This window comes from Novosphingobium sp. FG137, from assembly GCF_057809735.1.
In genome coordinates this window covers 321838-336132 of record NZ_JBMDKN010000004.1, presented here as the reverse complement: position 1 = coordinate 336132, position 14295 = coordinate 321838, and the positions used below count along the sequence as shown (strand labels likewise).

Here is a 14295-nt window from a genome sequence, read left to right as displayed (position 1 = left end):
CCGGGTCACTTTGATCGACTCAGGGCCGCGCCGCCATCAGTTGCGGCGCGGTTTTCGCCCCCACCCACAGGCTCATATCCACCGCGTTGCTCACCTTGAACGGCGTGCCGGACTTGCCGAGGAACAGCGCCTCCATTTCCTGGCGGTTGAACGGGCGCGAGCCGAGACGGCCGAACACTGCGATCTGGCCGCCGGTCTCGTCCACGCCGCGATCACGGTCGAGGCCCTTGGAAAGCGCGAGCGCGGGACTTGGGGTGCGGGCCCAGGCGATCAGTTCGGGCTTGGGTTCGGGCGAGAAGCCGTAGAAATTGGGCTGGCTGGCGGGTGAGGTCAGCTGGAGGACCTTCATCCCGTTGCGGCCATCGGCGACATAGGCAAACAGCGAGGCATTGGTGGAAGCGACGATCACGTCCTCCGCATCGTTGAGCGCGCCGTCTGCGGTGTAGGCCTGATAGATCGATGGCCGCGTCGGCGCGGTGACGTCGACGATGACGAGCCCCTGCCTCTTGGCTGCTACATAGGCGTAGGTGCGCGCAAGATAGACGCGGCGGGCATCCTCCAGCGGCACGGTGGCCGAGGGCATCGCCACGGGCTTGGCAAGATTGGTCACGTCCATCAGCTCGAGGCCGTTCGCGGTCGTCACCCAGAGATAGCGGAACTGCACCGCCACCGCGCGCGGATCGCGCAAGGGGACGACCGAGGTGATCTTCGGATCAAGGCAGGTTTCCCCGCCCTTCTTGTCTGAAACCTCGCAAGGGCTGGCGGGGGACCACGGCTTGGTCAGGTGCACCGTCACCAGCGCCTTGTCGGTGACGATATAGGCATAGTCACCCGCGAGCGTGATGTGCCGCGCGCCCTTCAGCACACCGTCCGGATTGAAGGTCAGCGCGCGGCGGAAGAAGTTGTTGCGGAACTCGCCGTCGGCCAGGGTATCGACGTTGACCGCGATCAGGCCCTCAACCGCATCGGTAATGAAGGCGTAGTGGTAGATCGGCGAGAAGGGTTGCTCCTGATTGGCCTCGCGCATTTCGGGCGTGTTGCGAGTGGGCGCGATCGACTGGTTGGTTGGCAGCGCCATGCAGGTGGCGTTGGTGGTATCGACATGCGTGTCCTGCCCCAGCGGCGAGAACGGCGCGGTCACGATGCGTTCGGAGAAGCCCTTGTCGCCGATCGCGGCGATATCATAGGCGCGGAAGCCACCCTTCCCTTCGGCGACGAACATGTATTCGCCGCGCATCTGCAGGCAGCGCACCGCATCCAAGGTGCCCTTGGTCACGTTCGTGAATTCTTCGCGGCCCGTCGTCTCGCCGGCGAGGTGCTTGTCGAAGATCGCGCCGCGGGTCCAGTTCCTGAGCTCGCGGCCATTCTTCTCGACATGCTGCTTGTAGAAATCCGGATAGGCGTAGCGGTGGAGATAGCTGCCGATCACTGCCTGCGGCTCCTCCCACTCGGTCACGCGCACGGCCTCGAACCCGCCATCGAGCCCGAACCAGGCGTTCATGCCGACGAAGTTGACGGTATTCGTGCCGAGCAGGAGCAGCTGCGCCATGACCGCGTTGTTGTCGTCATCCTTACTGAGGTGGCAATCGGTGCACTGCTTGGTTTCAGCCGTGCGCACGGTGTGCGGGAAGTGCGGCGCGAAGGCCTGCGAGGAATAGCCGGGCGAGGAAATCGGCGGCTGCTGCACGTAGATCCGCTCGCGGTTGATATTGGTCGAGGAGAGGATCAGCGCCGAGGTCGAGCGGATCGGCGCGGTGATCGCCTTGCCTGATATCGGATTGCCCGAGGCATCGAACTGCACCGGATCGGAACCCGAAGACTTGCTCAGCTGATGTTTGCCGAGCTGGAACATGTCATCGCGCGCGACCTGCGGGTTATAGGTCGCGTAGTTGCGGGTGTAGTCTTCCTCGTACTTGTGGGTGGCGGACTTCCAGTTGGCCTCGATCGGCAAGTGGCAGCCAGCGCACGATGTGGTCCACGAGAGGTGGCAGGTGAAGCAGGCCATGTCGTCGTCGCCATGCGCGCGCTCGGCCTTGGGCACGCCGAGGCCGAAGCGGAACAGGCCGTCATCTGCACCGGACTTGCCCATCAGCTTGGCGCGGGCGGCCTTGGGGTTGAACACCGGCTTGCCGCTCGGCTCGGTTAGCCCGGCATACTGCGGATCGACCGATTCCTTGACGAGGCTGACGCGCCACGAAAGCCGCGGATCAATGATCGAGCGCTGGATGAGGACACGGCGGCCGCTCTCGGTGCTCCACTCGAAGCGGCGCTGGCCGTCCATATTGCGCAGAAGCGCGAGGTTCTCACCCTTCTCCGGCGCGGCGAGGTTCGAGGTCATCAGTGTCGGGTAGGCATCGGGCGTGCCGTGGCAATCCTTGCAGCCGATGGAAACCGCATTGGCAACCTCGCCGTAGATCAGCCCGTTGCCGTGGCTGTCTTGCGCGAAGTGACAATCGGCGCACTGCATGCCCAATTGCGCATGGATATCCATCATGTGGACCGACTTGCCGGGATTGTCCGGCCCGACGTCGACGAACTTGCCCTCGCCGTTCTTGCGCCACTTCTCGGGATCATCGGGCGCAATGATGTGCGCAGTGTCGGTGCCGTAGGACGACATGTCGCCGCCCGCATCGAGCAGGTTGCCGCGCCGGTCGCGCTTCAGGATCGCGCGGAAGTTCCAGCCGTGGCCGTGGTAGTCGGCAAACTGGGTATCCTTGTTGTCCTTGTTGAGATCGTAGACGTTGCGCAGGAATTCCACATCGCGCCACAGGCCGCGCGGCGACGCACCCTCGGGGTTGCGGTCGAGCACTTCGCGTTGCTCGGCCATGTTGGGGTAGACCTGCTTCTTGAACGCCTTTTGCCAATCGGCATCGGAAACGCCCGTCGGCCTTGGCGCGGTGTTTTCCGGTCCCGGCCACATGCGCGGCGCATCGGATTCATAATCCCACATCGTGTAGCCGAGGAACGAGTTCAGGAAGATGTTGGGCTGGTGCATGTGGCAGTTCATGCACTGCGCGGTGGGGATCGCTCGGGTGAAGGCGTGGACCAGCGGGTGGCCGCGTTCGCGCTCGGCCATCGGGACGGGGCCTGCAGCGTGCCCGCCATGATCGAGCCCGGCGGCGGCGTGCGCTTCGGCCAGGCTGAGCTTGTGCTCGTCCATCGTCCCGTGCGGCGCGTTACCTTCGGCGGGGGCGTAAACCAGCTGCTCGGCGCTGGCGATGGCGCGGGCGCAATCGCCAGCGCGGTCGGCGCTTTCCTCGGGATCGGTCGCGTCGCCGCCCAGGTACTTGCCATGGCCGCCGAGCACGGTGCCGCGTACACGCTCCTCATGCGGATGCTTCGCCGCATCATATGTGCCGTAAGCGCCGCTGCGATGCTCGCCTTCGCGCAGGGAATTGATCGCGGGGTCGGCGGTGATCGTCTGCCCGTCGCGCCCGCACTTCGCGTAGTTCAGGCTGTGGCGCGGTTCGCGGTCGTTGGCGTAGATCACGTGGCAGGCAGCGCAGCCCGATGAGCGGTAGTCGCCCGGCTGGTCGTTGGTGCCCATCTGGAAGAGGAACGGGTCGTTGAGCCGCGTCTTGTGGATGTTGAGCACCGGGATCGCGACGCGCAGGCCGGTGGCGGGGCCGCGGTTGGATTGCTTGAGATCGGGGCGGCCGGGTTCTTCCAGTCGCTGGATCAGGCCGGTGGAATTGGGCAGGCCGATTTCCGGGAACTGCGGGTTGATCGTGCGGCCGCCATCCTCGAACACACGGAAAATGTCGCCCGGCGGGATCGTGTGCCACGTAGGTAGCGGATAGAGGATCGGCAGCGCGCCGCGCGCCTTCTCCGCCGGGGTCACGGTGCCCCACATCGGCTTGCCATCGGGGCCGATCTGCTTCGAGGCGGATTTCAGCAGGGCGGGCGCGCCGCCGCGCGTGAAGCTCTCGCCGAACATGTAGTTCTTGAAGGGCACGATGCCGTTGTTATAGGCCGCGCCGCCCCACAGCATCGCGCCGGTGCTCATCAGCGAGCGCTCGGACGCCTCGATGATGCCCATGTGGCACGCCCCGCAGGAATCGCGCGCGACGCGGTAGTCCGAGGGGTTCACGAAGCGGATGAATTCGGGGCTCTCGCGCGCGAGCAGCGCGTAGGAGCGCTTCGGGTTTGCCGAGCTGGGCCAGCCCCAAGCCACAGGGAAGCGCGGCAGGACATGCGAGTCCTTCATCGCCGCGACATAGTCCATCGAGCCGCGCGGCCACTTGCGGTCCGCCACGACCCGCGTGTTGCCGCCATGGCAATCGGCGCACGAAAGCACCACGGCGGGGCTGGCGTGCATCGTGCGGTGATCGCTCTTCGTGTGGCAACTCACACAGCCCGCATTCTGCTGGTCGACATAGGCCCATTGCTCGGCCGCCGTCTCACCCGGCTGGCCGCGCGGTGCGGGCGGCGCGCGGGTGTAGGTGATCTTTTGCGCCGCTTCCTCGCCCGAGGCCCGGAGCGCACTCGGCACCGCCAGCGCGCCGGACAGCAAGGCCAGCCAGACCAGCAAAGTCTTCATGGTCAGCCGTTTGCCCATCAGAACGCCAGCGTCAGGTTGCCGAGCACGGAGTAGAACTGCGTGCCGTGGCCGCGCTTGTCGAACAGGTCACGAAAGCCCTTGCCCGCCTCCAGCACTGCGCCGGACAGGCGGAACACCACGTTCTGCGCTGCCCTTGGCCGCCATGTGGTTGCGAGCGAAAGATCCCAGCCGATGGAGCGCGGAATCGAGCCTTCGTTGCGCAGTTCCTGCAGCACCGCGGTATTGGCGAACCACAAGTGGTTGGCATTGGCGGTCAGGCGGAAATTGGGAGTGAGATCGAAATCGCCGCCCACCCCGGCCAGTGCGGTGCCCGGATTGAGGAAGTTCGATTGCCCCTGCTCCTTGGACGAGCGCAGCGAATTGAGGATGCCGTTGCGCCCATTGATCCCGATCACGCGCCCGCCGCCGGCAAAGGGGATCGTCTGGCGGATCCAGTAGGAAGTATCCGCGCCCGCGAACTGCGGGTTCTCGAAGATCGCGTCGAAGCCCTTCTCGACGTTGTCGTAGGGATCACTGTCACCGCTGGCATAGAGCGCCGAGGCGCGCAGGCGCACCCAATTGCGATCGTAGCTCAGCTCGGCCGCACCGAAGAAGGCGCTGATCCGCGCGGGCTCGCTGGTGAGGACGTTGTTCCGGTCCTTGCCGAAAGCGGCGTAGAACTGGCCCGTCAGATTGAGCCGGCCCACATGCCCGTCCACCCCGTAGCCGAGGTAGAGCACATGGTAGCGGCGCGGGCGCAGATCGCCGATCAGTGCCGGGCGGACCGGGAAGCCATTGGCATCGGTGGTGATGCGCGTTTCGCGGTTGATGTTGTAGGTTGCGGAAATCTGGCTGGTGAGCCCGACGAACGGGAAGTCCTGCCGATAGATGTTGCCGGTGAGGATCCAGTCCTTGCGCATCGGCGCGGCGATGTTGTTGAGGCCGGAATTGTTTTCCTTCTCGATCCGCCAGAACCACGCGAGGTTGAACTGCAGGCGGTTGTTGTCGCGGTTGCCGAACATCCGCACGCCAAGCTGGTTGTCGTTGAACAGGAAACCGCGAAAGTCCGCCTGGAACGGCTGGATGCCCATGCGCAACGAGACGAAATCGAACCGGCTCGAATCGAACCGGCCGAGGTGGTAGTCGATGAAGGCTTCCTGCAGGCCGATGAAACCGTCGGTGCGCTTGGTCCCCTTCGACGGCTCGACATAGAGCACGCGCCGCTCGGGCACCTGGACATGGTTGATGTTGCCCGCGATGGCCACGCGGTATTCGACCACCGGCGGCTTGAATGCCGTTTCGCCCTTGAGCAGCGAGAACCCGGCGATGAAGGTCTGTGACAGCACGAGGCTATGGCTGCGGCCGAAGGTATCGTTGGAATCAGGGTCGGTCGTCGTCTGGTTGCCGACGGGAATCGGGAAGCTGCGCGGCTCGACCACGGTGTCGGACACGGCATTGGCGATGAAGTACCAGTCATCGCCCTTGAGGAAGCCCGGCTTCTTGCCCGCCGCCAGCGGACGATCGCCTTTCAGCGTGTTGTGGTGGAAGGGATCGAGCCCGGAATGGCAGACATGGGCGAGGCGCGGGAACAGCGTATAGAGCGCTGAGTTCACCTTCCCGGTGGAGGTGTCCTTCTTCGGGCAGAGCGAGGACGTGATGCGCCAGCGATCGGGCACGCCGGTATCGACGACGAGGTCCGAGGGCGAACTCTCCCCGTCCCACTTGTCGTAGAATGCTTCGGGCGGCGGGGCATTGACCGCGCCAGGATTGTCCTGCTCGACCTTGTCCGGCAGCGTCTTCTGATATCCGGGGCGGCGGCGGCCATCGATCAGCGCGCCGTCGGCGGTTGTGGGCCCCGCAGCGGGCGCATCGGCCGGAGGCGCATCGGCAGGAGGCGGGGCGGCCTCTGCCGCCGGCGCGGCGAGCGCGAGCGCGAGCATCGGGGCAATGAGGGACGCGAACGCGCTCACAAACCGTCGCAGACGTTCTGCGCCGAAGTATCGAGGAACGGCGCAAACGGGCAGTTCACATAGCGCAGCCGCACACCGACGCCCACGTTCACCACGATCCGGTCCGACCGTATGGTCTTGGGCGCATTGCCGATGCTGCCCACCTTCTTGCCGCCGTTGCTGGCACCGAGGAACGCGATCATGTCGTCCTGATCGATGCCGTCGCCCGAAACACCGATGGCGCCAACCAGTGTGTTGCCGCGGTAGATCGGCACTGCGCCGGGAAATATCTGGATCCCGTTGGCGAGGCGCTGCTGGCCGCTGGGCGCCTTGGGTACGTTGGTGCAGGTATCCGAACCCAGCGTTTTCGCGATCAGCGCGGTCTGCAACCCGGTGGCGAAGGGGCTGAACCGGGCAATCGGCACCGAAAGCGGGCCGTTCGGGCGGCCGACTTCGCCATCAGGGAAATAGGGCCGCGCGAGGAGGCCGACCGCGCGGTTCGAGAAAGCGGATTTGCCGGTGAGCGCGGCATTGTCGGCAAGGAAAATGCGCGTCGCCGCGACCGTTGGCGCGACCCCTAGATCCGGGTCGGCAAACAGGAGCGCGCCAGCCTTGGCGTTCGAGAAAAATGCCACCGTGCGGGCCTTCTGCAGCGAAACGTCCGTTCCGAAGATCGGCGCATCGGGGCTGCGGACAAGGCCGAGCGGGGTGCCCCAGCTATCGACCACCGAGATCGAGACTTGCGCGGGCGTATCGAGCGGGCGGCGGATCTGCGCGCGGGCTCGGCTCATGATCTTGAAGGCCTCTTCCAGCACCGCGCGAACCTCGGCCGGGCTCAGCGCGCTCCCGACTTCGGCGGCATCCGCGCCGCCACGGATCGGGAAGCGGTTCGCGCCGTTCCCATCGCTCAGGACGAAAGCCTCGGGATTGGTGAATTCGCTCGCCCTTGCGACGCGGATGCCGCTCCGCTCCGTGCCATAGGCCGCGCCGGGGAGAATGGCCGTGCCGGCGTAGAAACCCGCGACCGCAATGAGCGCGCCGGCCCCCGCACCGAGCGCCGCGAAGCTTGATTGCAGCGGGTGCAACTGGCTCGTCGTGGCATCGGAGAACCGCAGCGTGGTGCCATCGACCGGGATGCGGTCAGCCCGGATCGTGATTGGCGGGACAAAGCCCTGTTCGCCTGCCAGAGCCACGACTTCGTCGAGGTCCTTGTCGAAATCGAGCACATTGGGATCGAAGCCGTAGATCCCGTCCGCCATCACGCCGATGCCGCCGACGACCACACCGCGCTTGTAGAGCGGCAGACCGCCCGGATCAGCCGCAAGGCCGAGCGGCGAGCGCTTGGGACCGATCATCGCCGTCGGCACGGCGGCATTTCCGGGAAAACGCGTGTTGAGATCGGAGCACGGCAACTGGCTGAACTGCACGCCGAACAGCGGCCCGCTTTCCAGCCCCGGCGTGCTCGGCGCGGGCGGGAAATGCTGCTGCACGATCATTGAGGCGGTGCGGGTGGAAAACGCGTTGCCGCCGGAGGAGAGATAGGCTGCGGTGATCGCCTTGGCGATTGCGCCCGCTTCGGAAGGGAAGGTCGTCGCGGGAAGCTGGGTCGGCGCGGTGATGCGCATCGTGGTGCCCGCGCCGGTCATGCGGTAAACCGCGAGCACGTTGCCCACCCGGTCAACCACCGCGATCGTGGCCTTGGCGCCGCGCGCTTTGGCCTCGCCCACAGCCTGCGCAATGACCTTCTGTACATCGGCAATGGTCAGCGCCTCAAGCGCGGGCGCGGTGTAGACGGCGGCAGCGGCGCTGCCTGCCGCGACCGGAGCAAACCCCGACAGGACCATGCCGATCAGCGCGAGCCAGGCTGCCAGATGTGCGGGCAGTTTGCGAAGGGCCATCAGCGAAGACTCCGAATGGAACGGACCGCACCGCCGAGCGCGCGGCGGAAGGCAATCGGCTGGAAGGCATTGGGATCACGCACCGCGGCATAGGCCTGGTTGATCTGCAGGCGCAGGTTGCCGGCGCTGCCGACCGTCACCATGCCGGCGTTGACCATGCCATTCAGCAGCGTATCGAGCGCCATGACCGACTGGACCGAGCCTTCGTAGTCGGTGAAGCGCTCGGAAATCGCGTCGCTGGCGATGGTGTCGATCACGGTAAAGGCCTGATCGCGGCTGAAGGCGGTTGCGGCAAAGCGTGCGGAGAGCGCCCCGGTTGTCTGCCGCAGCGCCTGCGCCGCCGCCACCGTCTCGCTGCGGCCCATGCCCATCGCGCGGTGGAAGGCCTTGGAGCGCGCGTCGAACGTCGCCGCTTCGCCGGGCGCGACTACACGCGCTGCGGCGAGCAGCAGGATCATGTTCTCGTCATTCCAGGGCGGCATGCCGGCGTGGATCGGACGGCCCGGATTGGGCACCGCGCTGATGTTGGCCTCGTCGCCGTCGGTAATGCGGCGGTGGCACGAATGGCAATCGTAGAACGTGAACTCGGGAAACACGCCGTCGCTCGCCTTGGCTGGCTGCAGATAGAGCGAAAGCCCGCGTGAAACCGCCTCGGCCTGCCCGATCGCCCACATCTGCATCGAATTGGTCTTGCGCCCCTTGCGCTGGGCATAGTCCGCGTCCTCATCGTGGTGTTGCTGCAAGGTGCTGAACAGATCGAGTTCGAAAGAGATGCGCGGGTGGCCCGCCGCCATGATGCGGTGTGCGATAAACTGGCCCTGCCCATCGCCCGAAAGGTGGCAATCGAGGCAGACAGCGGCGCGCACGCGGGGCACCGTCAGGTCGGTCATGCCCTGCGCCACGTTGCGCGCATGACTGGTGCCGACGGTGTAGTGTGTGGCGAGCCAACCGCCGCCGGGGCCCGCACCGGCATTGCCGTGGCATGCCTCGCAATCGACACCGTCCGCCAGCTTGGCCGCGCCTTGCGAAGCATGGCAGCCGGCGCATTCGCGCACGAGCCCGGCGCTATCCAGCCCGAGGCGGCGGGCAATCGCGACTCCGCGCGGTTCGCCGATCACGCGCCAGGCACGGCTATGCGCGCCGGTGGGGGAGCTTTCCTCCTGCCAGCGCAGGAGTTCATCCTGACGGATCGGGGTGCCACTGGCGACGCTGCGGCCATGGCAGGTCGAGCCGGCGCAGCTTGCCACGCCCATGTGCGCGCGCGCCGTACCGCCATCGGAGACGGTCTGCGCCTTGAGCGGTGCAGGATGCAGCGCGAGCGCCGCGCCCAGCGCAAGCAACGCGAGCGCCAGACATGCCAAGCCTGCCATGAGCGGGGTTCTCAGCCCACCGCGAAGGGCAGCCTCGGACGGCCGCGCCAATGTCGAAATGCCCCCCATTGCCCCTCGTTTCCTGCGCCCGGCGCTCAGTGCGGAGGAACCATTGCAGCCCTCACCGCGCGCAGGACGCGACCTGACAGGGCGACCCTTGAACCACTGGTTACGCCAGACCGCGCATGCCGTTCAAGCGGCGAATGGCGCCAGCTTCCTCCATTTGCGAGGTACCTGCCGGTCAGACCCTGCGGATCACCAGATTGCGGATCTCGCTCATGTCTTCCATCGCGAAGCGCACACCCTCGCGCCCGAGCCCGGAATCCTTGACCCCGCCGTAGGGCATATTGTCGACGCGGTAGCTGGAGACGTCGTTGACCACCACGCCGCCGACCTCGAGGTGATCCCAGGCCTCAAGCACCTTGTGAATATCGCGGGTGAAGATACCGGCCTGCAGGCCGAACTTGCTGTCGTTGACCTCGGCCAGCGCTTCGTTCCAGTCGCTGAATTTCGAGAGGAGAACGACCGGGCCGAACGCTTCCTCGGTATAGACCTCCATGTCGCGGCTGCAGCCTTCGAGCAGCGTGGCTTCCAGCATCGCGCCCTCGCAGCCGCCGCCCGCCAGCAGCGTCGCGCCGCCCGCAACGGCTGCATCGATCCAGCTCTTCAGGCGCTGGGCTTCCTTGGCTGAAATCATCGGACCGATGAAGGTATCGCGCGCCTTGGGATCGCCGGAGATGAGGGTTTTCACCTTGGCCGCCAGCATGTCCCGGAAGGTATCATAGATGCTTTCGTGGATGATCACGCGCTGCACATGGATGCACGATTGGCCCGATTGGTAGTAACCGCCGAACACGATGCGGGCGAGCGCATGATCGAGATCGGCATCGGCATCGACGATCACCGCCGCATTTCCGCCGAGTTCGAGCACGACCTTCTTCTTGCCCGCCTTGGCCTTGAGATCCCAGCCGACGCCCGGCGAACCGGTGAAGGAGAGCAGCTTGAGCCGCTCGTCGGTGGTGAAGAGCTCCGCCCCGTCGCGAGTGGCGGGAAGGATCGAGAAGGCGCCTTCGGGCAGGATATCGCACTCCGCCAGCACTTCGCCCATGATGATCGCGCCGAGCGGCGTGAGGCTGGCGGGCTTCATCACGAAGGGGCAGCCCACCGCGATGGCGGGCGCGATCTTGTGCGCGGCCAGATTGAGCGGGAAGTTGAAGGGCGAGATGAAGCTGCACGGCCCGATGGGGACGCGCTTCCACATCCCCATGTAACCCTTTGCCCGCGCAGAGATATCGAGCGGTTGGACCTCGCCGTAATTGCGCGTTGCTTCCTCGCTGGCGATGCGGAACGTATCGATCAGGCGGGTGACTTCGCCTTCCGCGTCCGCAATCGGCTTTCCGGCTTCAACGCAGAGCGCATAGGCCAGTTCGTCGAACCGTTCGATGAAGCGCCGCACGCAATGCGCCAGGACATCGCGCTTCTCGTAACTCGCCAGCCGCGCCATCGGCTCTGCCGCGCGCACCGCGCCGGCAATCGCGGCGTCGATCACGTCGGGCGTGGCGAGCGCGGTGCGGAACGCGACCTCGCCAGTGAACTTGTCCGTCACGACAAGATCGGTGTTGGGCTGGACCGCCTTGTTGTTGAGATAGAGCGGGTAGACGTCCTTGAGGTGGGTCATGGTCTGCCTCTGCTTGGGGCCAGCCGCCCCTCTTGCTGCGTGGTGCTTACAGCGCCCTCGAAAGCGCCTTGATATCCTTGTTCAGGATCTGGTCGTTCTCCGAGTAATCGACCGGGCAATCGATCAGGTGGACACCAGATGTATCGCAGCAATGCGCGAGGAGTTCCTTGAGGTGCGCGGCGCTTTGCGCGCGGTGGCCATGCGCGCCGTAGGCCTCGGCATATTTCACGAAGTCCGGATTGCCATAAGTCAGGCCGAAATCCGCAAAGCCCATGTTGGCCTGCTTCCAGCGGATCATGCCATAGCTGCTGTCATTCAGGATCAGCACGGTGAGATTGAGCCGCAAGCGCACCGCGGTTTCCATCTCCTGGCTGTTCATCATGAACCCGCCATCGCCGCAGATCGCCATGACCTTGCGCTGGGGATAGAGCATCGCGCTCATCATCGCCGAGGGGAGCCCCGCCCCCATCGAGGCGAGCGCATTGTCGAGCAGCACGGTGTTCGGCCGGTAGGCGGTGTAGCCGCGTGCGAACCAGAGCTTGTAGACGCCGTTGTCGAGGCAGATGATCCCGTCGTCGGGCATGCACTCGCGCACCTGCTGGACAAGATGCGGCGGGAAGATCGGGAAGCGCGCATCGGCGGCGAGCGGGGCATTGTGCGCCAGTTCGGCGGCGCGGTATTCCAGCATCTTGCCGCAGGTCCAGCTGCCATTGGGGACAATGTCCTCCTTCATCTGCCAGATCGCGTTGGCGATATCGCCGATCACTTCGATATGCGGGAAATAGACCGGATCGACTTCGGCGGTCTTGGACGAGACGTGGATCACCGTCGGCCCGCCCTCACGCATGAAGAACGGCGGCTTTTCAATCACATCATGGCCGATGTTGACGATGCAGTCGGAGTCCTCGATCGCGCGGTGGACGAAGTCTCCGGCAGAGAGCGCCGCGCAGCCGAGGAACTTGGGGTGGCGCTCGTCGATCACCCCCTTGCCAAGCTGGGTGGTGAGGAAGGGGATGCCGGTCTTCTCGACAAACTGGAGCAGCATGCGCCCGGTCATCGTGCGGTTCGCGCCCGCGCCGATCACCAGCACCGGCGATTTCGCCGCCTCCAGCGCATTGACCGCCTGGCGCACCGACTTGGGATCGGCACTGGGGCGGCGGACCATTGAGCGCTTGAGGGGGTGTGCCTCCGTGTGCTCGTCGGCGATATCTTCGGGCAATTCGATATGCGTGGCGCCCGGCTTCTCTTCCTCGGCAAGGCGATAGGCCTCGCGCACCCGGCTCGGGATATTGTCGGAGCTCGCCATCTGGTGGGTGAACTTGGTGATCGGCCCCATCATCGAGACAACGTCGAGGATCTGGAAGCGGCCCTGCTTCGATTTCTTGATCGGCTTCTGGCCGGTGATCATCAGCATCGGCATGCCGCCCAGCGTGGCATAGGCCGCCGCGGTCACTAGGTTGGTCGCGCCCGGCCCCAGCGTCGAAATGCACACGCCGGTCCTGCCGGTGTGACGGCCATAAGTCGCCGCCATGAAGCCCGCCCCCTGCTCGTGGCGGGTGAGGATCAGCTTGATCTTCGTGGAGCGCGAGAGCGAATCGAGAAAGTCCAGGTTTTCCTCTCCGGGCACGCCAAAGATGTATTCGCAGCCTTCTTCCTCGAGGCATTCGACAAACAGGTCAGAAGCTTTCTTGCCCCCGGAAACATTGCCAGCGCCGTCGCTCATATGCTTGCTCCACCGCGGGAGCCCGCAGCCGCGCCTCCCTCGGTCCAATACGGCCAAGACCACCCGGCGGTTACAGCAAGCTGCCTCGCCGACGGATACTTGAGTGGTATCAAAGGCAAAGGTACGAGTCACCCCCGCACGCCGGTTCAGTAGCCGAGGGTGAGATCAACCTGATGTGCGAGCGCATCACCCCGGCCATAGCGGGCGAGATTATCGAGGAAGCGTGCGGCGGAGCGCTGGAACATCGCGGTCTGCGCGCGCCCTGAAAGGTGCATGGTGACATGCGCATTGGGCAGGCTCCACAGCGGATGATCCGCCGGAAGCGGCTCTGGCGTGGTGACGTCAAGGAAGGCGCCGCCGATGCGCTGCTCGGTCAGCGTGGCGACGAGCGCGTCCTGATCGACCACACTGCCGCGCGCGACATTGACCAGCACGGCGCTGGGCTTCATCGCCGCAAGCTCTGCCGCGCCAATCATGCCGTCGGTTTCCGGCGTGGCGGGCACAGCCAGAATCACCCAGTCGAACTCACCCAGCCGCGCGCGCCATTGGTCTGGCAGCAGCGTGCCTTCCCCGGGCGAGCGGCGCACCTTGGTCACCTCCACTTCGAAGGCCGAAAGGATCTTGTCCACGCGCTGGCCGATCGCGCCATAACCCAGGACCAGCGCCTTGCTGCCGGCGAGTTCGACCTTGCCCGGCGAATCCGCCAGCCATTCGTGCCGGTCCTGCGCGCGCACCACTTCGCGGTAGCCCTTGGCGATATTGAGCATGCCCATGACGACATATTCGGCGATGGTGATCGCGCTGATGCCGACACCATTGGTGAAGACGACGCCGCGCTCGGCCATCAGCTGCAGCGGAAAACCATCGACCCCGGCGTAGATGCTGGAGAGCCACTTCAGGTTTTCCGCGCAGTTGATCGCCTCGACCATCTTGGCCTTGTCTTCGAGATCGAACCAGCCGATCTCGGCCTCGGGCGCCATTTCAATCAGTTCGGCGGTGTGGCGGAAGAAGCGCGGCTCGATCCAGTCCGGCAGATGCGGCTGCAGCACGGGCGCGGCGAGCGCGGGCATCACGAGAATGGTCTTGGATGGCGTTGTCATTGGCACTCCGCTCCGGCAGTCTGGTTTTCCGTACGAT

The 14295-nt window shown here is 65.4% G+C and carries 7 protein-coding genes; all 7 read right to left on the bottom strand.

Annotated features, from left to right (window positions below; all coding sequences use genetic code 11):
* Positions 1–19: 19 nt before the first annotated feature.
* The 7 genes from ACODS2_RS13435 to ACODS2_RS13405 all read right to left on the bottom strand — a co-directional run bounded on the left by ACODS2_RS13435 (position 20) and on the right by ACODS2_RS13405 (position 14258).
* The gene (locus ACODS2_RS13435) at positions 20–4540 is read right to left on the bottom strand and encodes an LVIVD repeat-containing protein (RefSeq protein WP_488999277.1); all 4521 of its coding nucleotides are present in this window, start codon (positions 4538–4540) and stop codon (positions 20–22) included.
* A 17-nt stretch (positions 4541–4557) separates the two neighbouring features.
* Entirely contained in the window at positions 4558–6480 is a 1923-nt protein-coding gene (locus ACODS2_RS13430) for a hypothetical protein (protein WP_488999506.1), read from the bottom strand.
* A gap of 26 nt (positions 6481–6506) precedes the next feature.
* The gene (locus ACODS2_RS13425; protein WP_488999505.1) at positions 6507–8333 is read right to left on the bottom strand and encodes a heme-binding protein; all 1827 of its coding nucleotides are present in this window, start codon (positions 8331–8333) and stop codon (positions 6507–6509) included.
* A 53-nt stretch (positions 8334–8386) separates the two neighbouring features.
* Complete coding sequence (locus ACODS2_RS13420; RefSeq protein WP_488999276.1) at positions 8387–9757, bottom strand: multiheme c-type cytochrome; 1371 nt, start codon at positions 9755–9757, stop codon at positions 8387–8389.
* A gap of 241 nt (positions 9758–9998) precedes the next feature.
* On the bottom strand, positions 9999–11435 hold the full coding sequence (locus ACODS2_RS13415) for an aldehyde dehydrogenase family protein (RefSeq protein ID WP_488999275.1): 1437 nt from the start codon (positions 11433–11435) through the stop codon (positions 9999–10001).
* Between the two features lie 46 nt (positions 11436–11481).
* The gene (locus ACODS2_RS13410) at positions 11482–13158 is read right to left on the bottom strand and encodes an acetolactate synthase large subunit (protein WP_488999274.1); all 1677 of its coding nucleotides are present in this window, start codon (positions 13156–13158) and stop codon (positions 11482–11484) included.
* A gap of 146 nt (positions 13159–13304) precedes the next feature.
* On the bottom strand, positions 13305–14258 hold the full coding sequence (locus ACODS2_RS13405; protein WP_488999273.1) for a D-2-hydroxyacid dehydrogenase: 954 nt from the start codon (positions 14256–14258) through the stop codon (positions 13305–13307).
* Positions 14259–14295: the final 37 nt, after the last annotated feature.

Bases quoted from the DNA above. Each gene is read 5' to 3' on its own strand.
- ACODS2_RS13435 (WP_488999277.1), bottom strand. From the start codon at position 4,540: ATGAAGACTTTGCTGGTCTGGCTGGCCTTGCTGTCCGGCGCGCTGGCG.
- ACODS2_RS13430 (WP_488999506.1), bottom strand. From the start codon at position 6,480: ATGCTCGCGCTCGCGCTCGCCGCGCCGGCGGCAGAGGCCGCCCCGCCT.
- ACODS2_RS13425 (WP_488999505.1), bottom strand. From the start codon at position 8,333: ATGGTCCTGTCGGGGTTTGCTCCGGTCGCGGCAGGCAGCGCCGCTGCC.
- ACODS2_RS13420 (WP_488999276.1), bottom strand. From the start codon at position 9,757: ATGGCAGGCTTGGCATGTCTGGCGCTCGCGTTGCTTGCGCTGGGCGCG.
- ACODS2_RS13415 (WP_488999275.1), bottom strand. From the start codon at position 11,435: ATGACCCACCTCAAGGACGTCTACCCGCTCTATCTCAACAACAAGGCG.
- ACODS2_RS13410 (WP_488999274.1), bottom strand. From the start codon at position 13,158: ATGAGCGACGGCGCTGGCAATGTTTCCGGGGGCAAGAAAGCTTCTGAC.
- ACODS2_RS13405 (WP_488999273.1), bottom strand. From the start codon at position 14,258: ATGACAACGCCATCCAAGACCATTCTCGTGATGCCCGCGCTCGCCGCG.